The sequence below is a fragment of the Psychrobacillus sp. OK028 genome (assembly GCF_900103605.1).
Taxonomy (GTDB): domain Bacteria; phylum Bacillota; class Bacilli; order Bacillales_A; family Planococcaceae; genus Psychrobacillus.
Map to the genome: position 1 here is coordinate 111,293 of NZ_FNHY01000001.1, position 20,179 is coordinate 131,471.

General features: G+C 37.2%; 15 protein-coding genes. 11 read left to right on the plus strand and 4 right to left on the minus strand.

Features of this window, described 5'->3' with window-relative positions; genetic code table 11:
* Positions 1 to 202 precede the first annotated feature (202 nt).
* Complete coding sequence (locus BLR36_RS00330; RefSeq protein WP_093059258.1) at positions 203 to 1,855, plus strand: DUF4855 domain-containing protein; 1,653 nt, start codon at positions 203 to 205, stop codon at positions 1,853 to 1,855.
* 520 nt (positions 1,856 to 2,375) lie between these two features.
* On the opposite strand, the gene BLR36_RS00335 is transcribed toward BLR36_RS00330, so the two are convergent.
* Positions 2,376 to 3,089 (minus strand): FadR/GntR family transcriptional regulator, encoded by a 714-nt coding sequence (locus tag BLR36_RS00335; RefSeq protein ID WP_093059260.1) that lies wholly within the window; start codon positions 3,087 to 3,089, stop codon positions 2,376 to 2,378.
* 199 nt (positions 3,090 to 3,288) lie between these two features.
* On the opposite strand from BLR36_RS00335, the gene BLR36_RS00340 reads away from it, so the two are divergent.
* From BLR36_RS00340 to BLR36_RS00365, 6 genes are all read left to right on the plus strand, one after another.
* Complete coding sequence (locus BLR36_RS00340; protein ID WP_254771299.1) at positions 3,289 to 4,437, plus strand: M24 family metallopeptidase; 1,149 nt, start codon at positions 3,289 to 3,291, stop codon at positions 4,435 to 4,437.
* A gap of 11 nt (positions 4,438 to 4,448) precedes the next feature.
* The gene (locus BLR36_RS00345; protein ID WP_093059262.1) at positions 4,449 to 6,572 is read left to right on the plus strand and encodes a hydantoinase/oxoprolinase family protein; all 2,124 of its coding nucleotides are present in this window, start codon (positions 4,449 to 4,451) and stop codon (positions 6,570 to 6,572) included.
* A complete protein-coding gene (locus BLR36_RS00350; RefSeq protein WP_093059264.1) occupies positions 6,557 to 8,290 on the plus strand; it encodes a hydantoinase B/oxoprolinase family protein in 1,734 nt (577 codons plus the stop codon). The genes BLR36_RS00345 and BLR36_RS00350 overlap by 16 nt, the downstream gene beginning before the upstream one ends.
* A 107-nt stretch (positions 8,291 to 8,397) precedes the next feature.
* Positions 8,398 to 9,414 (plus strand): sugar ABC transporter substrate-binding protein, encoded by a 1,017-nt coding sequence (locus tag BLR36_RS00355; RefSeq protein ID WP_093059267.1) that lies wholly within the window; start codon positions 8,398 to 8,400, stop codon positions 9,412 to 9,414.
* A 23-nt stretch (positions 9,415 to 9,437) separates the two neighbouring features.
* On the plus strand, positions 9,438 to 10,922 hold the full coding sequence (locus tag BLR36_RS00360; protein WP_093059270.1) for a sugar ABC transporter ATP-binding protein: 1,485 nt from the start codon (positions 9,438 to 9,440) through the stop codon (positions 10,920 to 10,922).
* 13 nt (positions 10,923 to 10,935) lie between these two features.
* Entirely contained in the window at positions 10,936 to 11,928 is a 993-nt protein-coding gene (locus tag BLR36_RS00365; protein WP_175453923.1) for an ABC transporter permease, read from the plus strand.
* Positions 11,929 to 12,246: 318 nt separating this feature from the next.
* Here the strand turns inward: BLR36_RS00365 and BLR36_RS00370 are convergent, their stop codons facing one another.
* From BLR36_RS00370 to BLR36_RS00380, 3 genes are read right to left on the minus strand one after another with little or no spacing between them, the layout of a single operon-like run.
* A complete protein-coding gene (locus BLR36_RS00370) occupies positions 12,247 to 12,630 on the minus strand; it encodes a carboxymuconolactone decarboxylase family protein (protein WP_093059275.1) in 384 nt (127 codons plus the stop codon).
* Position 12,631: 1 nt separating this feature from the next.
* Entirely contained in the window at positions 12,632 to 14,266 is a 1,635-nt protein-coding gene (locus BLR36_RS00375) for a thiamine pyrophosphate-binding protein (RefSeq protein WP_093059277.1), read from the minus strand.
* A gap of 20 nt (positions 14,267 to 14,286) precedes the next feature.
* On the minus strand, positions 14,287 to 16,512 hold the full coding sequence (locus tag BLR36_RS00380) for an EAL domain-containing protein (protein WP_093059279.1): 2,226 nt from the start codon (positions 16,510 to 16,512) through the stop codon (positions 14,287 to 14,289).
* A gap of 856 nt (positions 16,513 to 17,368) precedes the next feature.
* Here BLR36_RS00380 and BLR36_RS00385 point away from each other — a divergent pair.
* The 4 genes from BLR36_RS00385 to BLR36_RS00400 all read left to right on the plus strand — a co-directional run bounded on the left by BLR36_RS00385 (position 17,369) and on the right by BLR36_RS00400 (position 20,139).
* The gene (locus BLR36_RS00385) at positions 17,369 to 17,974 is read left to right on the plus strand and encodes a TasA family protein (RefSeq protein ID WP_093059281.1); all 606 of its coding nucleotides are present in this window, start codon (positions 17,369 to 17,371) and stop codon (positions 17,972 to 17,974) included.
* Positions 17,975 to 18,134: 160 nt separating this feature from the next.
* Positions 18,135 to 18,851 (plus strand): SipW-dependent-type signal peptide-containing protein, encoded by a 717-nt coding sequence (locus tag BLR36_RS00390; protein WP_139185054.1) that lies wholly within the window; start codon positions 18,135 to 18,137, stop codon positions 18,849 to 18,851.
* Positions 18,838 to 19,446, plus strand: a complete 609-nt coding sequence (sipW, locus tag BLR36_RS00395; RefSeq protein ID WP_093059285.1) for a signal peptidase I SipW — start codon at positions 18,838 to 18,840, stop codon at positions 19,444 to 19,446. Before BLR36_RS00390 ends, sipW begins: the two co-directional genes overlap by 14 nt.
* Before the next feature lie 33 nt (positions 19,447 to 19,479).
* Positions 19,480 to 20,139 carry a hypothetical protein gene (locus BLR36_RS00400; protein ID WP_093059287.1) on the plus strand — a complete coding sequence of 220 codons (660 nt, stop codon included), beginning with the start codon at positions 19,480 to 19,482 and terminating at the stop codon, positions 20,137 to 20,139.
* The last annotated feature ends 40 nt before the right edge of the window (positions 20,140 to 20,179 follow it).

Sequence of the window (20,179 nt, forward strand, 5' to 3'; positions counted from 1 at the left end):
CCATTTCCTCTCCAACAATCTTATGTAGTGTATCGTATAGCTCTTCAAGATGATGAAAATGCCAGTTGTAGTAACGCCAGTGAGGTACGGTGTATTGCTACACGACCATTACAAATAACTACAATTCAACACTAAAAAAAGCGCAATTATGATAATATAATAGTTGGAAAAAAGAAAATACATAGATAAGGAATTAAACCAAATGAAAAAGATTAAAATGTTTCTTGTAGTATTAGTATGTTTTGTTTTATTTGCCCCTTCTGCAGGAGCTCAATCCTTCAAGGATGTTCCCTTAGACCACTGGGCGCATGATGAAATCCGATTTCTTACAGACAAACAAGTAATTCGTGGATTTTCGGATAGTAGCTTCAAGCCGCTAACAACACTGACGCGTAAGGATGCCGCAGTAATGATTGTACGAGCGTTAAAACTTCCGGTGGTACAACGTCCTACTGTAAAGCCAACTGATTTGAAGCCAACGATGGGTGGCTATGCTGAAATGATGATAGCAGCCAATAAAGGGATGTTCACGATCACTAATAATTCATTTAAACCTGGTAGCCCGCTTACTCGTGAAGAGATGGCTCGTGTACTTGCCGTCGCTTATGACTATAAAGGTGCCGGAAAGTCAATCTTCAAAGATCTTTCGAAGACTAGCCCCTATTATAAATTCATAGATGCAATCGCCCAAAATGACATCACAACAGGCTACTCGGACGGAACATTCAAACCAAAAGTTGCCGTGAATCGTGCGCAATTTTCAACATTTTTGAAGCGAGTATACGAGCAGCCACTTTCGTATACGGTGAAGCAAGATGGGAAAGTGCTGCAGGAGTTCCGATCAGCAGAAGAGGCGATCACACTAGCAGTGAAATATCCAAGAGCAACTGTTCATCCCAAAAATAATTCTCTTATGAATTATGGTACCAAACCAGCTGCGCTCACGCCGACCGGTATTAAAAATGGAGTCCTTATATACAATGGATCTGAAAAGGAATATTTTTCCTCGGACTTTTTTAAACCTTATTTAACAAACGGGACGAGTACCCTTTTCGATACATTTGTTGTGCTCGGCCGTACGTATGCAGGTGGTGAATTCGCCGAAACATCCAAAAATAAAGCGAACTACAAAGAGTGGAAATGGTACGCAGATACGACGTTTGCCAAAGACGGGGCACTAGATGCGTTGAATCGTGCTGCAGCAAATGAAAACCGAAAAGTTCAAGTGTATATTGCAATCCCGTATCCTAAACGAAACGAGTCTATCATTAAACTGGACGGCGCAAAAGTGAAGAATACATTGCAAACACGTGAGCAACTAGTCAACTGGTATATCTCCACAGTTGAAGATAAATGGAAAAAACAAAATTATAGCAACATTACGATGAAGGGCTACTATTGGCTAAACGAAACCGTTATCCATGCGGATGACGAACGTCTAGTCACAAGTTCAGCCAAAAAAATCCATAACCTAAACAAAAAGTTTATATATGCACCTCATGCACGTACAACAAATTTTGAAAACTGGAAGTATTACGGTTTTGACGGTGCCTATTTACAACCAAACACATTCAGACTGTCATTAGGCGATCCTCAAAAGAGGTTACACAAGGCATTTCTAGAATCACAAATAAAAGGAAGTGGCATCACCCTAGAAGTCGACTCCTACTCCCCGCATCAGATGGAGGCAGGACTTAAGAACTTCGAACAATATGTAGAATTCGCCCAGCGCTATGGATTAAAAGGACAAAGCCTACTACTATACCAAGGTACAGACATGGTGAATCGTATGGGAGTCTACAAACAAGCTCCTTATCAAGAAGCTTACCGCCAGCTGAGTGAACTGCTTCAGTAGAAATGCTGTTTTAGGTAAGTACCTCTACAAACTTTATTAATAGATTAATAATAAATAACTCTCCTTCTGTCCATAAAGGCGGAAGGAGAGTTTAATTTTTGGTGATAACATTGGAATAAACTCAGGTTCCGCTAGTAAAACTCAGTTGAACGAGAGTAACCAACCTAGTACCGAGAGTAAACTACGTCCGACCGCAAGTATCTACCAATGAGCGAGCGAGTAAACAACAAGTGAACGAGAATAAAGGTCATATTTGTCCGACAGAAATATAAGATTAGCAAAACAACGTCCACTTTTAGACAGGTGGACGTTGTTATTGATAAAACATTAATGGGTTGCTTCCTTTACCTTAGACTCTCCTTGTCAATCCCCATCAAAAAGATTCTCTCTGCCAATTTACTAATGATTAGCTACATTCTTCTGTATATAATATGAAATAAAACAGCTGAGTTGAACATTCAGCAACATTATAGTCTGGAAAAAAATCAATTGAACTATTTTTATATACTATTCTAAAAGACTATTTCTCATTGTGGTAGTACTTAAAAAACTCCATATGTTCTACCATTTTCTTTTTTGCTTCTACTTCATCCCCAGCTTTTATAGCTTCGAAAAGTTCTGGTAAACCTTCAATAATGGTTTTCTTTTCTTGTTCACTAATGAAAATATCCAGTTTAAAGTATGCATATACCAAAGATTCTACAAGTGTTTTAGCAAGTGGGTTATGTGTACATTCTGCCAACTTAATATGAAACTTCGCATCAGCTTCAAAGATTTCTGATACGCTTTTTGTCAATATATCCGCAGGGGGCAGGAGTTTTTCTAACTCTTCTAAATCCTGATCTGTCCTTCTTTTTGCTGCTAACTCTGCACAAGGAACTTCAATCATTTTTCTAATTTCAAAAAGCTCCCATTTAGTTAACGTATTAAAAGTTAAAGAAAGCAAAATTATATCCTGAACACTTTTCAAAGCTTTATCGGGGTGGAAATTGGCAACTATATAACCTTTCAATTTGGGAGATTCTCTTTGTATCAATTGAGATTCCACTAACAAATCTAAAGCTTCCCGTATTGTAGGTCTACTGACCGCAAATAGATCGGCTAACTCTTCTTGTTTAGGTAAACGATCTCCTGGAACTAACTCCTGTTTGTAGATTTGTTTTTGAATAGCAGTAGCAATTTGTAAAGGAATTGACTGTAATTCAAATTCTTTTAGTTTAGAAAGAATATCCATATAATTCTCCTTTATTATTTTAGTGATATATTTTTTTAATGTAAGAAAATTTTATGTAAATTTTTTTTACATGAAACTATATTGACATTAATTTTCTTATATCATACATTATAGTCAAATCAATGTACAGAATTTTCGAATTATTGAAAGCGTTGCCATGTCTGTGATTGATAGGATGAAATCAGAAGGGGAGATAAATATGTCGAACAAATTAATGACTAGTTACGATGAGCAAGCTGCAGTGAGGTATCGTTGGGATCAGTTAGATCTATTGATGGAAACTGAAAAGTTGGACGTAGTTGTTATTTACGGAAAAGGCATTATTACTCAGTATGGTTTTTTATATTACTTTGGAGGTTATTATCCAATTCTTAGACCTGGATTTATCATTTATGCTAAAGGCCAAGAACCAGTTGCTTATTATAGTACAAGGGCAGACAGTTATTTAGCTAAACATATGGGCTTTATAAAAGATTCAAGATATCTTGGTACAGGAGATGTAATACACTCCGAAGCAGATTTATATAAACAAATTAGTGAATTGATCAATTCCTACGAACCGAATAGGGTAGGTGTTATTGGCTTAGAATCTATGATGAGTGGAAATCAAAGTACATTATTTAAACAATTATTAGATGGAGAACTATTAGATATTACTAATAATGTGGAAAAAATTAAAGGAATTAAATCACCAGATGAGCAAGACGGAATACGTCAATCATTCTCTGTAGCTCTTGAAAGTTTTGAAGAGTTCAAACATGCAATTAAACCTGGAAGAACTTCAGCTGAAATAGCTGCGGATATTGAAAAAATTGCTAGAGGTAAGGGAGCTATTGATACACTGATTTTTGTGGAAGAAGGACCATATTTCTTGCGAAAGCCCACATCGAATAAAATCACAAACAATTCATTAGTAACTGCTTATGTGGAAATGATCGATGAGAATGGCTACTGGGTTGAAAAGGGTGGATTATTTGTAGTAGGTGAAATATCAGTAGAAGAAATGAAACTTGCAGAAGCCTGTGTCAATGCTATGAAAGAAATTAACCAAACTTTAAAACCTGGAATTCCAGTAAATACAGTTGCAAATATTATTTCAAAGCATACAGAATCATTAAAAGTCAAAATGGGAATTTGGCATGGTCATGGAATTGGTGTTGATCATGATCTACCAATACTTACAGATACGGATACTAGTCTTTTAGAAGAAGGAATGGTAATCAGTGTTCATCCCAACTTTTCGGACGGTGAAGAAAAGTTTGGTGCTAGTATAGCAGATGTTTTTGTTATCACGAAGGATGGAGCAGAATCCTTAAGCTCTGGAGAGTACGATATTATTAATATTTAAGGAGGAAAACTATGTCAAATTTTACACTAGGTATTGATGTTGGAGGAACTTTCACGGATTTTCTGATTTTGAATTCAGATACTGATCAGCAACTAATTGAAAAAGTGTTAACGACACCTCATGATCCATCCGAAGGTGTTTTGACTGGTATTGAAAATATAGCTCTAAAGTTTAATTTAACTGCCCAACAATTATTAACGCAGACAAAGTTAATTGTCCATGGAACTACTGTAACGACCAATGCTGTCCTCACAGATAAAGGAGCTAAAACTGGACTCATAACAACAGAAGGTTTTAGAGATGTGTTGCAAATGCGTCGAGGAGTACGTAGTAAAGAACATTTATACGACAATAAATACGCAGCTCCACAGGCATTAGTTCCAAGGTATCTAATATACGGAGCAAAAGAAAGAACTAATATAGACGGTGAAATATTAACGGAGATTTCAAAGGAAGATTTGAGAAATGCGGCTGAGCTATTTAAAGAGGAGGGTGTATCCTCTGTTGCCATTTGCTTTATGCACTCATATGCAAATCCAGCCAATGAGATTGCAGCAAAAAGGTATTTAGAAGAATTATTACCAGATGTTTTTATCTCTATCTCAACAGATGTAGCATCAGTAGTAAGACTCTATAATCGAGTTAGTACTGTAACAATGAACTCATATGTTGGTCCAATTCTTAAAAATTATATTGGACATCTCGTAGAAAAGTTACAAAAACTAGATTTTGATGGAGAACTATTAATCATGCAATCAAATGGAGGAGTAACTAATCCAATGAATGTGGTAGAAATTCCGGCTACCACTGTTCTATCGGGACCAGCAGGTGGACCAGTTGCAGGAAGTGTGTTTGCCAAAACAAGTGGTTTTGACAATGCGATAGTAGTAGATATGGGTGGGACTTCCTTTGAGGCATCCATTATCGATAATGGAGAGATCAGTATTAAAAAGGAAGGGGAGGTAAAACGAAACCTCATTTCTTTACCAATGGCAGATATTCATACGATAGGATCTGGGGGAGGAAGTATTGCATGGATTGACGATGGCCGTCTATTAAAAGTTGGACCACAAAGTGCAACAGCTGTTCCAGGACCAGCTTGTTACGACCGTGGTGGACTATTGCCAACTTGTTCAGATGCTGACTTAGTTTTGGGTTATTTAAACCCCGACTATTTCCTCGGTGGTGGTATTTCTTTAAATATTGAAAAAGCAAAAGAAGCGGTGCTAGAACATATTGCAAAACCGTTAGGCCTAAGCCTAGAGGAAGCAGCCCTAGGTATTTATGAAATTTCCAATATAAATATGGCTAACGGTATCAAAGAGGCTACTGTTTTACAGGGACATGATCCTCGTTCCTTCCCGTTAGTAGTAGCAGGTGGAGCTGGGCCAGTGCATGCCGCAATGATTGCCAAAGAGCTAGATATCAAAGAAATTATTGTCCCAAAATTTTCTTCTGTTTTGTGTGCTGTTGGAATGCTTGCTTCTAACTTACGACATGATTATGTGAAAACCTATAATAAAAAATGGTCCTCAGCAGAATTAGCAGAAATTCTAAATGTACTGGAAGAAGATAGAACGTTAGGACTTCAGGCATTGTTAAATGAGGGTGTTATAGAGAAGGAAAGTGAGCTAGTATACGGCTTAGATATGCGATATGTTGGACAGCACTACGAAGTAACGATAGAAGTAAATGAGGCAGAGATGTTAAATGGTAACAAAACGGATGTAGAAAATCATTTCCATAGAGAGCATGAAAGGCTATTTGGATTCAATATTACAAATAGCGAGCTTGAAATTATGAACATTCGTCTCACTTGTAAAGGAAAGCAAGCTGAATTTAAAGCTCAAACAATTGATGAACTTTCAGAGTTCGAAACAGTTCAAGTGAAAAATACACGTGAGATATTTGATCCTATTACGAAACAAATAGTAGAATCGGCGGTATACGATGGGGAAACGATGAAAGCTGGTTCATTTATTCAAGGTCCAGCAATTATTGAGCTAACTACAACTACCATTTTAGTCCCAACTGGTTTCGATGTTCAGCTAAATAAACATGGTAATTTTATCATGAGGGATAAATCGCTATCAGTAGACTCGAAAGAGGAGGAAAAAGTATGGATCAAATCCTAGTATCTATTTTATCTAATCGTTTAAAAGCAATAGGACGTCAGATGGGAGTAGTTATAGAGAGAAGTGCTCATTCACCTCTACTAGTAGAAGGAAGAGATTTCTCTTTGGGAATATATGATTCTACTGGGAATCTCATAGAACAAACAGAGTATATTCCCATTTTAGGATATGCTGCTAGCCCAGGAGTGAAGGCAGTAGTGAGCTACTTTGGAGATGATGTACATGAAGGTGATGTTTATCTTCATAATGATCCTTTTACAGGTGGGAATCAAAACTCAGATTGGAAAGTATTAAAACCAGTTTTTCACCAAAATGAATGTGTTGCATGGACCGTTATTACAGCTCACCAGGCAGATGTCGGAGGTGCAGTACCTGGATCCTATAATCCTAATGCTACCGACTTGTGGCAAGAGGGGTTAAGAATAACACCTCTCAAAATATACGATAAAGGGAAAATACGTAATGACGTTTGGGATTTGATAATTGGAAATGTTCGTCTACCAATCGTAGGGGATGATATCCACGCAATGATTGGTGGGTGTACAGTAGGTGAAAGAGAACTAAAAATATTGTTTGAGCAATATTCCAAAGAAATTATATATGAAGCAGTGGAAGAAATCTTTAATTCTACTGAAAGAATGGCAAAAAAGATTATTAAAGGAATGCCAAATGGTACGTATAGTGCATCTTGGATTGTACGAGATGACGGACATAATCACGAAGCAGAGATGAAGATAGATGTAACTATTGAAGTTGAAGATGAACATATTACCTTTGATTTTGAAGGGACATCTCCTCAAACAAAAGGGTATGTGAATGCACCTTATCCAGTTACTCTTTCTTCCGTCATGATTACATTTTTTATGTTAAGTGAGCAGGAGATTGCGCATAATGAAGCAGTTCAGAGATGTATTACAGTGAATGTACCAGAGGGCTCCATGTTAAATCCTAAATATCCTGCAGCATCTGGATTTGGTAATCATTTAAGTGATCAAGTGTGTTCGGTAATTATGCTTGCCCTATCAGAAGCACTTCCTGAAAGAATTACAGCAGGGTGGAATACATTACTTTCTTCTATTATTAACGGGTATGATTCAAAAAAAGAAGTGGCATATGTAGATATATTATTGAACGGAAACAAAGGCGGCAGTGGAGGTACTCATGGAACAGATGGCTATGATCACATTGGATTAATAGCTTCTGGTGGTGCGCTGGCTGCTCAAGATCCTGAAATGTTCGAAATGGTAAACCCAGTATTTTTGACAAAATATGAATACAGTGAGGATTCTGCAGGAGCAGGTGAATGGCGCGGTGGATTAGGAGTAGATACAGCTTTTACATTTTTAGATGATGGAGGGCAAGCGAGTATATTTGGAGATGGAGCAACAGAAGATACTCGTGCACCAGGTACATTAGGTGGTAAGTCTGGAGGCATCAATTCCATTGAGCTATTTTATCCGAATAACCAGGTATACAAGACACATGTAAAGGACCTAGTATCCGATATTCCAAAGGATACTATTTATAAGCAAACTGCTGGTGGTGGGGGAGGTTATGGTGATCCTACTAAACGACCAGTTGAAAAAGTAGCATATGATGTGCGATGTGGATATGTCTCTGAAAAAGTAGCTTTAGAGGAATATAAAGTTGCATTCCAAGATACAAAACGAGGAATTGTCGATTCAATACGAACTCAAGAGTTAAGACAAACTGTGTAAACGAAATAAATTAAATATCAAGGAGCTAGCGAATTTAATACGTAACGTGGTATTTGCTAGCTCTTTTGTATCTAGTTAAATTTGAAACGTCAGGAGTGAATTAACCAATGAAAAATATGGGTTTGCGTTTCTTTCTTTTATTAACTATGTCATTGATGATACTATCCGCATGCAGTGAAAATAAAGCTTCCGGGGAGGAAAGTTTAAAAATAGGTGTATCCATCTCTGCAGGCTCCAATAACACCGTGAAAAATTGGTACGAATCAATTAAAACAAGAGGCGAAGCACTTGGATATGAAGTGATTGGAATCGATAGTCAAGGTGATCCAAGTAAACAGGTGTCCACCATTGATAATTTGTTGACACAAAATGTGGATGCACTAATAGTTTGGCCACTGGATTCAAATGCAGTTCAGCCGGCACTTGATAGAGCTTTAGCAAAAAATATCCCAGTAATCGGTGTTGACTTTAATGTAGAAAAAGGTGGAGAAGATTATGGATTATCGAGTCAAATAATCTTCGATCGTGGTTCATCTGCAGTAGAAGCAGCAAAAATTTTCGCAGAAACCTTTAAGGACACAGAAGTAGAAGTAGCAGGTATAGGAATGGCGATTCCAGTACCCGGTAATATTTTTGTTATGAAAAAGTTCAAAGAAGAAACTGAAAAATACAGTAATCTAAAATGGGTGGATCAACAAGATAATCCTACTGATAATATTGCGGGAGCCGCACCTTTAATGGCAAATATATTAACGAAAAATCCAAAAGTTCGTGCTGTATTTACTTATAATGATGAAAGCGCAATTGGAGCGGCACAAGCTATTAAAAATGCAAATAGAACTTTATATGAAGAAGATCCTGAAAACGGCATCATGATTATTGGTGTGAATGCTGAAAAAAGTGGAATTGAAGCAATCGAACAAGGTAAATTATTTGCTACATTTAACCTAAATCCTATCAAAGCAGGAATAGCTTCAGTTGACTATTTAGATGAGCATTTTACAGATGGGGTTAGCTTAGATCAATTGCCTAAAGAAATAATTATCGAGACTCCAAAAGTAGATAAAAATACAAAGGGCTTTGTTTCTTGGGAAGACGAATTAAATTCAATTACTAAAGACTAAAGGAGTTTTGGGGAGTGTGACACATGAAAAATAGTGAAACTGCTATTGAATTTAATCAGATTTCAAAGTTTTATCCAGGCGTTAAAGCTTTATCTAATATTAAGTTTTCTATACAGTGGGGAACTATTGTTGGATTGGCTGGGGAGAATGGATCTGGTAAATCTACTCTCCTTAAATTACTCACAGGTATCGAAAAAGCAGATGAAGGTGAAGTAAAAGTAAGAAACAAACCCATTCATTCCATTAAAGATTCGATTCAGCAAAAAATATCCATGGTAACACAAGAACCTTCTTTAGTAGATGAACTTTCGATTGCGGAAAATGTAATTGTAAACCAACCCGGAAAATGGATTTTAAACTGGAAAGAGAAAGAGCAAAAAACTGATTATTACCTACAAAAATTAGGGTTAAATCTAAATGTGAAAAGTAAAGCAGGTAGTTTGTCTCCTGACCAACAACAATTAGTTTCAATTGCCCGGGCGCTTTCCACTGAGCCGGACATCTTATTATTGGATGAAGCTACAAGTTCATTGACAGATGACCAAACAGAATTAGTATTAAATTTATTGAAAGAGTTTAAGGGGAATAATAAGATCGTAATCTTTATTTCCCATAAACTCAAAGAATATTTAAAAATTTGCGATGAGATTATTGTTTTACGAGATTCGGATTATATTTGTAAGCTAGTTCCTCCAGATTGGACAGAAGAAATTGTTATTTCCTCCATGGTCGGAAGGGAGCTAACAAACTTATATCCAATGAAGAGGACAATGAAGGACTCGGAAAAAATGTTAAGTATCGAGAACCTAAAAATGAACAATTCGATTAGTAAACCACTTAATGTCGATATTAAAACCGGTGAAATATTCGTGTTTTCTGGATTAGTTGGTTGTGGTAGAAGTGAAATTTTACGAGCGCTGATAGGTGAAGTCGATTTTGTAGGGGATATTCAATTGGCTGGAAAACCTTATCCAGTGAAAAATACAGTTGATGCTTTTAAAAAAGGAATCACACTTATTCCTGCTGAGAGAAAGTCTGAGGGAATTGTTGGGCACTTATCTGTCTATGAGAATGCGATTTTAGGCATTCGATCAAAAAAATCACTATTTGGACTGATAAAAAGAAAAGATGAGTTAAAAATTGTCCATAAAATCATAGAAGATTTGGGTGTAAAAACAGCATCCGTGCATACACCTATAGAAAATTTATCTGGTGGAAATCAACAAAAAGTAATATTAGGGAAAGCAATTTCCATTGGTCCCAAAGTATTGTTACTAGATGAACCAACTCGAGGTATAGATGTAGGTGCAAAGGCCGAAATCTATCATTTACTTCGTAAACTATCAGAAGAAGGCTTAACGGTGATTATCTCATCCTCTGACTTGCAAGAAGTAATAGGAGTCGCAGATCGAGTAGGGGTAATGTTTAGAGGGGAACTTAAAACTATTTTGACTGAAAAGGATGTTACCGAAGAAAATATTATGTACTATGCAACCGGTAACGACTAGAGCGGAGGTAAACATGCAAATCGAAACTACCTTGAAACCAACGAAAGAAATTAACCCAAAGAAAATCAACTATAAACAACTTCTATTGAAATTTGTTGGAATTGGACCGTTATTAATATTATTGTGTATCGTCGTAAGTATTATAAATCCTGCTTTTCTAACCATGCAAAATTGGATCAATTTGCTTACAGCTAGTTCAGGAATATGGATTATGGCTATGGCAATGACTATGGTTTTACTAACAGCTGGATTTGATTTATCCGTAGGGTCCGTAATGGCACTAAGTGGCGTTATGTTAGTAAATCTCTTATCTAGCGGTATGCCTCAAATCTTAAGCATACTACTAACGATTCTCACTGTAACAGCTTTGGGATTGCTAATAAATGGTTTATTGATCGGTAAAGTAGGCTTAAACTTTTTCGTCGTAACTTTAGGAACGTTATCTCTTTTCAGAGGCATCGTATTTGTTTGGACGAATGGAGAAACGAAATACGTTTCTGATTATCCGTTAGTTATGACTTTAGGTAATGGAAAACTAGGGATGCTTCCTTATCCGATTATTATCATGGCAGTCGTATTTTTAGCCTCATTTTTACTTCTAAAATACACTAGTTTTGGTCGATCTATCTATATTGTAGGGGGCAATCCTCAAACTGCCAAACTATCGGGGATAAATGTAACTTTAGTTATCACCGTTGTCTACGCAATAAGTGCAATGTTTGCAAGTATGGCAGGTATTATAGAGACCGGTCGATTGGCATCAGCTGCTCCAACAATAGGTACGAGTACTGAATTACTTGTAGCTGCCGCAGTATTACTTGGGGGAACTAGTTTCAAGGGTGGAGTAGGTGGCGTGACTGGAACGGCACTAGGTGTATTATTCATCGCAGTATTACAAAATGGTTTGAGTTTAGCTAACGTCTCTTCTTACTGGCAAAACGTAATCACAGGAGTTATTCTAATCCTAGCCATCTTTTTGAACCATATAAAGTCAAAGAATGCCTAAAACTAAGTTAAACTTTTAGAATTTTTCAGTGTTAAAAGCGTAAATAAAACTCTCCTTCTGTCCAATTGGGACGAAAGGAGAGTTTTGTTTTTTGTTCTAAAATGGAATAAACTTCCGTTTCGCTAGTAAATCCACCAGGAGCGAGAGTAAACCCTGATGAACCAAGAGTAAAACACACTCATCCGCTAGTACCACTCCCTCGAGAGCGAGTAAACAACAAGTGACCGAGAGTAACGGCATTATGATGCCCTGCAGAAACAGAACCAACAGCAAAAAACGTCCACTTTTTCGTCAAGTGGACGTTTTTATTACTAATATCTACTTAGTTACTTCCATTTCTTTAAATACTCCGCCAGCAATTCCCATTGCCTGAACGGCTTTTGGAAAACCAACGTATCCGGCACAGTGGATGATAAGTTCGATAATTTCTTCTTTTGAGAGCCCAACATTTAGAGCTGCCTGTAAGTGAACTTTCAACTGATCGAACGCTCCCTGGCTAATAAGTGTTGTTAGGGTGATGACTTCTCGTTGTGCGTGGGAAAGGGTGTTTCTACCGTAGAGATCTCCAAATCCAAAGGACACAATCAACTCCCAAAAATCAGGTGAAATATTTTTCATTCCTGACATGCCTTTACGTACCTCTTCTGAAAACAAATCTTCCATTACTTGTTTTCCGGATTCGTATCGCTTATCGATTTCCATATTATTGCCTCCCCATAGTTGGTGGTATTTCGTTTTCATCTACTAGTACTTCAATTACAATCGGTTTGTTTGTTTCTTCAATCTTATGTAATGCTTCTTTTATGTTATCGGCTAAATCGGATGGTTGTTGACACGTAGATGCTTCTAGTCCCATAGATTCAGCAAAACGAGCCACATCAAGCGGAGTCTCATACACCCCACCGATCGAAGTGCCAATCATTTTTTGCATCCCTTTTTCCACCATGTCTAACCGTCCATTATTCAAAACGATGAATAAAACAGGAGAGTTATAATTGTACGCCGTTGAAAGTTCCGTGCCATGCATGAACATACATCCGTCCCCAACTAAGCACACAATTGTTTTTTCAGGAGCTGCAAGTTTTGCACCGATGGAATAGCCAATTCCGTTGCCCATTGCACCGAATATATCATCGAAGAAGAAAGTCCCAGGCTTGTGTATATCAAAATATTTGATGCCGTAAAAAGAGTGACTCCCATCATCGCCAAAAATAATCGCATCATCTGGAAGCGCGTAACGCATCGCCCGTAGTGCTTGGACAGCAGACATACGCTCTCCTGGATTATTTTCCTGAAGCTGAATCTTTTCAATAGTTGTTAAAAATCTAGCGCTATCTGTTTTCGGAATATCCTTTAAAATAGCTGTAAGATTCGCTTTAATATCACCAAGCAATGGAGTAGTCGGTACTTGAATCGATTTTCCGATAAAGGTTGGGTCATAGTCGAAGTGAATGAGGTGCTCTGGATACATAGCTTCCGATAATCCAGCGATGGACATATCACTTAGCTTGGAACCAATGACGAGCAGTAGGTCTACTTTCTCTTGTAAATAGGCTGTAGCCTCATCGGTACCACCTAACCCGAAGGCTCCCAATGAAAGAGTATGATTGGAAGGAAATGATCCTTTTCCTCCTGGAGTAGTAATGACAGGGATGTTCCAATGCTCTGCAAGATGCTGAACTTCTTCGTATGCTTTACTCGAATGTACGCCTTTTCCTAGAAATAGCAGGGGACGTTTCGCCATATTCAGTTTATCGATTACTTCACTCGTTTTAGGTGAAATCATTTCATGGGACACTGGTAATTCTAATAGGAAGGGTTCAATTTCTTCTAGTAAAATATCAAACGGAATGGCAAGATGCACCGGCCCTTTTACGCCTGATATTGCTTTTTCCAAGGCATGCTGCAAGAACGGCTGTAGCATATCGCCTCGTTCTACCCGTGCGCTAAACTTGGTGACTGATTTAAACATGTCCACAAGATCAGCACCAAATAGGCTAGAGTCTTGTCCCATCGCTTTTCCTGTATCCTTCATCGACGGATGTCCCGTGATGATTAATAATGGGAGATTAGATGCTTTCGCTTGACCTGCAGCTGTAAGCAGATTAGTCCCACCAGGTCCAGATGTACCAACTGCGACCCCTATTTTCTGATTCATCAAAGCGTAACCAGCCGCTTCAAATCCTGCAGCTGCTTCGTGTTTACTTAACACAAATTCCATTTCATGACGTAAAATTTCGAATAAAATAGGGGATACAGCCTTACCTGGTATGCCAAAAATATGCTGAATTCCCCAATGTTTAAAATTTGCTACTAATACGGATGAAGCTGTGTTCATGCTGTTATTCTCCTCTAATATTAATGTTGTTCTAAATAAATCCTCTCAATTTCATCCGCAGGAAGTGGTTTACTAAAGAAGTAGCCCTGAGAGATATCACACTTGTGATATTTCAAAAACTCAAGCTGTTCCTTCGTTTCCACTCCTTCAGCAATCACCTCCTTATGTAGGTTATGTGCTAGCGAGATAATTGCTTTTATAATGACCGCATCTTTGTCATTGTTCATTATTTCACTTACAAAAGATTTGTCGATTTTAATATAATCAATTGGAAAATTCTTTAAATAATTGAACGAGCTGTAGCCTGTCCCAAAATCGTCAATACTGATGCCAATACCAAGCGCTTTCAGCTGTTCCAATACATGAATGGAGTATTCATATTCCATTGCCATATATTCAGTTATCTCCACGACAACATAAGCCGGATCTATAGCAGTACGTTCCAGCACGTCTTCCATATATGTTATGAGATTTCTTGTAAGAAATTGTTGTGTGGAAAGATTAATGGATATTTTTACAGGCGTCATTCCAGCATCTTGCCACTTTTTGTTTTGTGAGCATGCTTCATCGATGACCCATTCTCCAATTTGGGTGATCAATCCGTTTTCTTCCGCTAGTTTTATAAATTTACCTGGGGGTATCTGACCTAGCGTAGGATGCTGCCAGCGGATTAACGCTTCAAATCCAATCAATTCACCAGTTTCGTTATTGATCTGTGGCTGATAATGGAGAACGAACTCTTTTTTCTCCAACGCACTTCTTAAATCTACCTCGAGCATATAGTCATCCATCAATGCATCTAATAATTCTGAAGTATGAAAGACATAGCAGTTTTTCCCTTGTGATTTTGCCTGATACATCGCATTATCCGCGTAGACCATGAGTTGTTCCATTGTAATAGGATAATCGGGATAAACCGCAACACCAATACTAGCGGTTGTATGTAATTCTTTGCCACCAACAAGAAATGGTTGTAATAACAGTTGAAGTATTTCTTCTGCCTTTTTCGTCACATAATCCACATCAACAAAATCTTTCAATAGGAAAATAAATTCATCGCCGCCCATTCGAGCAAGTATATCGTTTTCCCCAAGACAGCCACTTAAGCGCTTGCTTACTTCGATAAGCAATTTATCACCATAAGAATGACTAAAGTTATCATTAATGATTTTAAAGCGATCTAAGTCAATGAATAAAAGGGCTAAAGTTCTATGGTGACCAGCATTTAGTTCCTTAATAATGGATTCTATTTCCTTATTAATATATCGTCTGTTTGGTAGATTTGTTAAATCATCATGAAAAGCTAAATAATTATACTTCTCCTGGAGTATATAACGATCTGAAATGTCCCTAAACTGACCAAAGGCGCCTACCATCTTGCCTTCCTCATAGATGGGCTGTGCATCGAACAGGCATACAATGAGATTATCGGCATCATCTTTAAACTTTATTTCTTCATTTTTAAATATTCTTTCGTGCTCCAGTACTTCTTTAAAATACTCTCCTGTTATATGTGACTCAAGAATATTTCTTCCCACGACTGATTCTCTACTGAGATTCGAAATTTCTTGAGCAAAGCTATTAAACTCCGTGGTAATACCTTTTTCATCCGTGATAACAATTCCATTTCTAGTTCGACTTAACATAATCTGATTCATAATATTAAGCTTTTTGTTTTGCTTTCTTAAAAGTAGTTCTCTTTCAATTGAATCCACTGCTTGACTTAGCATTGTTAAAAACAGTTCGTTCTGAAACTGGATAGGCATCATGATGGATACACTACCAAGCAAGTCATTGTCGTCTGTATAGTGAAAAGCGGTACCATAACATGCAATACTATGTAGAAACGTATGGAAATGTTGCTCGCCAATAATACTGATTGGGTGCTTTTGCTGCAGCGAAAGACTAATAACATTCGTCCCTGTATCCTCTTGTCTGAATAAGCTTCCAGGTTTAATACCGAATTGTTCAATGGTAGACTTGATCGTTTCGTCTCCTTCAATTTCAAGAAGATAACCTGTTGCATCCGAAACAACCACAAGTATAGGAGTGCCCTTTAAAGAATCCAGAAGTTTATTGGAGAAAAAACTAACAACCGATAATATTTCGCTATAAGATTTTCGCTTCTGTTCAAACTCCACATCACTTAGTAAAGTCTTTGGTCTAGATACCTCATTCGGATCCATCCCAGCAACTCTGCAGATTCTCTTCGATTCTGTAATGTAATAAGGCTCTGTTGTATTCATGTTATCCTCCTAAAAAAGTTCTTTATACTATATACCCAATTTTTCCAAAAGGGTTGTAATTTTTTATTAAAGTAAAAAAGAATCCATTTCCGCTAAGGTTAAATCGCTACGAAATAACCAGTAGAAAGAATTCCAATCCTTCTTATTTTACAGCAAAAAGTTGTTAAATTCTAGTAAAGGGTCACTTTGGTTAATAAGTGACTCCTTTCTATTAAATGGGGAGGGAATAGAGAAAAATTTTTGATGGGGAAAAGGCGTAATTGAACTACTAGTATCATCCAACGGAGAGCAAGTGTTCAATATGTGAAAGAGATTAAATGAAAGAAATTTAAAGTGGCTGCTAATACTTTTCTATAAGTTTTAATTTATTTGGTCTTTCTCAATAAATAAAATGGTACAAAAGTATACCAACTAAATCACTCAAAAGTAGAATACTGAAAAGTCAAAAAGTACCCATATGAGGGAGGCTCAATTATTTGGCACTGTTTATACTGAGTATAGTTCCATTGCATGTTGATCAAAACGAAGTTTAAGGAGGCAGTAAATGACGTAAAAAAAGGGGCTTACATGTGGAACTAAACACCTAGCGAAAACTGGCATTATACATCTAATTATTTATCGCTACTACAGGCTGAGGAACTACTTATGCAATGAGAGACTTAGCCAGAAATTCTCTAAAGCGGTGTAACATCCACTTTGAGCAAAATAAGCATCGCATTCGAAGCAAAACAGCTATCTTATTATGGAACCAAGTATTCTTAAAAAATAGCCAAGTAAACTTCGAAACCAAGCTTATATTTGGAAAGAGCAAGACCAGTAACAACAAAAAACTAAAACTAATTGGAGGAAATTAAAAATGAGTATTAAACAAAAGTTAGCTATGGGTATTTTAACTGGAGGATTAGCAATCAGCATGATCGGTGGAGGAACTTATGCTTATTTCAATGACGTTGAAGTAAACAACAGCAGTTTTGCTGCAGGGACGTTGGATATTAATGTTGCAGGTAATGACGCAGATAACGCTATTATAAATGTTACAAATATTAAACCAGGTGATACAATGTTACGTACTTTTAAATTAAATAACACAGGCAGCCTCGATGTATCTAAAGTGCTTCTTACTTCTAAATATACTGTTGTTGATGCAAAAGGAAGCGATAATGGAGGTGCAGACTTTGGTGAGCATATTAAGGTTAAGTTTTTGATCAATAAAGACAAAAGAACAGAAGTTGTTCATGAAACTACTTTAAAAGATCTTAGTAAGACAGATGTGACAGATAGAGATATATTAGGATGGATCCTTGATGGAGAACCTGATGGACTGAAAGCAGGTACATCCGATACGCTTTCTGTTATGTTTGAATTCGTTGAAAACAAAAAGGATCAAAATGTTTTCCAAGGAGATTCTTTAAAGCTTGAATGGACATTTGATGCAAAACAAACAAGTGGATCAGCGAGATAATATATAACCTGGGAGGAGAGCCCTTCTCCTCCCTTATTTTATTTCATCAATCCATAAGTGCCATTCCTTATATATATTTCTCAACATATAAAATTTTCTTGTGTTTTGAGGAATATATTTAAGTAAGTTCAAAGGCAAAAATAAGAAAGGTGGTATCGGATTGAAAACTAAGCGTAGGCGTAGATGTAAGAAAAAGAAATACGATCTTTTCTTGATTTCTAAAATTACACTCATTTGTTATTTAGCTATCTTTGGTGTAGGTTATCTCACGTCTGACACATCCGCCTACTATACTAGCCAGTCGGAAGTCTCCCAGACCATCACTGCAGGTATATGGGAAATTACTGACTCGTCATGTGTTGAGCAACTCAATAAAGATGGCGAAGATGAAGTTGGTACTTCTACTGAAGAAAGCAGCAATGATGGAATATCAGACGGAGCAAATGAGACGGATTGCGTTGACACAGAGGACTCATCTAAGAAAACAGATGAAAAGGAAATTGTTGGCGAAATCGCTTGCAAAGGTGAGGATAATAACAGTGTAGCTCCAAATAAAAAAGATAAAAAAGATTGTAAGGGTATTGATGAACCTAAAGAAGAAAAAGAAATAGATAAAGATACAGAAAACGTAGAAACAATTGAACCTAAAGACGAAGCTACAAATGAATTAGAAGAGGGAAACAGTGACGCAGAGAAAGAAAGCGAAAACAAAACAACTCAGAATGACCAACCAAATTCAACTGATGAGATTCAAAAACAACCAGACTCCATTGATGAACCTAATAACGATTCGCAGGAAAAGAATGCGGTAAAAGATGAAGCTCCAGTAAACGAGGAAAATAGTAAATCAGAGGGGGATACTAATGAGATACAATAAAAAATCAAAAAAAGAAAATATTAAGAAATGGGTAAACAACATTGTCACTGGAATACTGATGATCCTGCTAATCAGCGTAGCTACTATTGTTGTTATATCCAAAGCATCTGGAGGAGAACCAGAATTTTTTGGATACCAGTTAAAAACAGTTTTGTCTGGATCGATGGAGCCAGGAATTCAAACGGGCTCCATTATAGCAGTCAAAAAAGCAGAAGTTAAAACAGGCTTCAAAAAAGACGATGTCATTACTTTCCTAGCTGAAGAAGACATTTTAATTACGCATAGAATAACAGAAGTTGTTAGAACTGACAGCGGTGTACTTTATCGTACAAAAGGTGATAATAACAATGCGGAAGATATGAATCCAGTTCTTTCGGAAAATGTGGTGGCGGAATACACAGGCTTCACATTACCTTACGCTGGATACTTTATTAATTTTACTCAGTCTAAGAATGGTGCATTATTGCTTTTAATCCCTGGGTTTCTATTGCTAATCTATTCCGCATTTACAATTTGGAAAGTGCTTTCTGAAATCGAATTACGTCCGAAAAAACAAGTAGATATAGTAGGGGAAGATGGCGGGAATAATTCCTAAATGGATCGATAGAGAACGTAAGGAGGCGTTACCATGATTAAACTCTTTCGGTTATTTCCGTTTCTTCTAATGATTAGCTTGATGTGTTTTTATCCCTTGACCAATGTATTAGCAGATGGTGAAAACGATAATATTGAGAAAGAATTAGACATCAGTCTTTCTACAACAGAAAGTTTATTTGATATTAGCAACATGAAGCCTGGTGATTGGGCTCCTCGAACGATTGCAGTTCAAAATTCTGGGAACGCAGATTTTGTTTACCAAATGAGTTTAGAAAACTTAGGAGAAAAAAAGCTTTTCAATGAGCTACTGCTAGAAATTAAAGCAGGTGATACTGAATTGTATCAAGGGAAAATGGCCGAATTCAAGTCATTGCCAGAAAGAAAGCTATTAAGTAGCACAGAAGAAAATATAGATATTACTATTCGTTTCCCAGAGCATCTTGGAAATGAGTTTCAAGGGCTTGAGTCGACTTTTATGTTCTCTTTTACCGCAGAAGGAAAAGATAGCACAACCGTCCAAGCCATGATAAAAGGACAAGTTGCCAGCGTCGGTCCAACAGCCGTGGGGCTCAGCGTACCAATCACGTCGGCAAATATCTTTATTCTGATATTATTTGGTACTTTACTTGTGGCAGCTGGAATTGTGTTGATGATTATTAGACATTTCAGAAGGATGAAAATAGCTCAATAGTCACTGAGATGTACAGAGGGAAATTCGGAAAAGCTGGGCA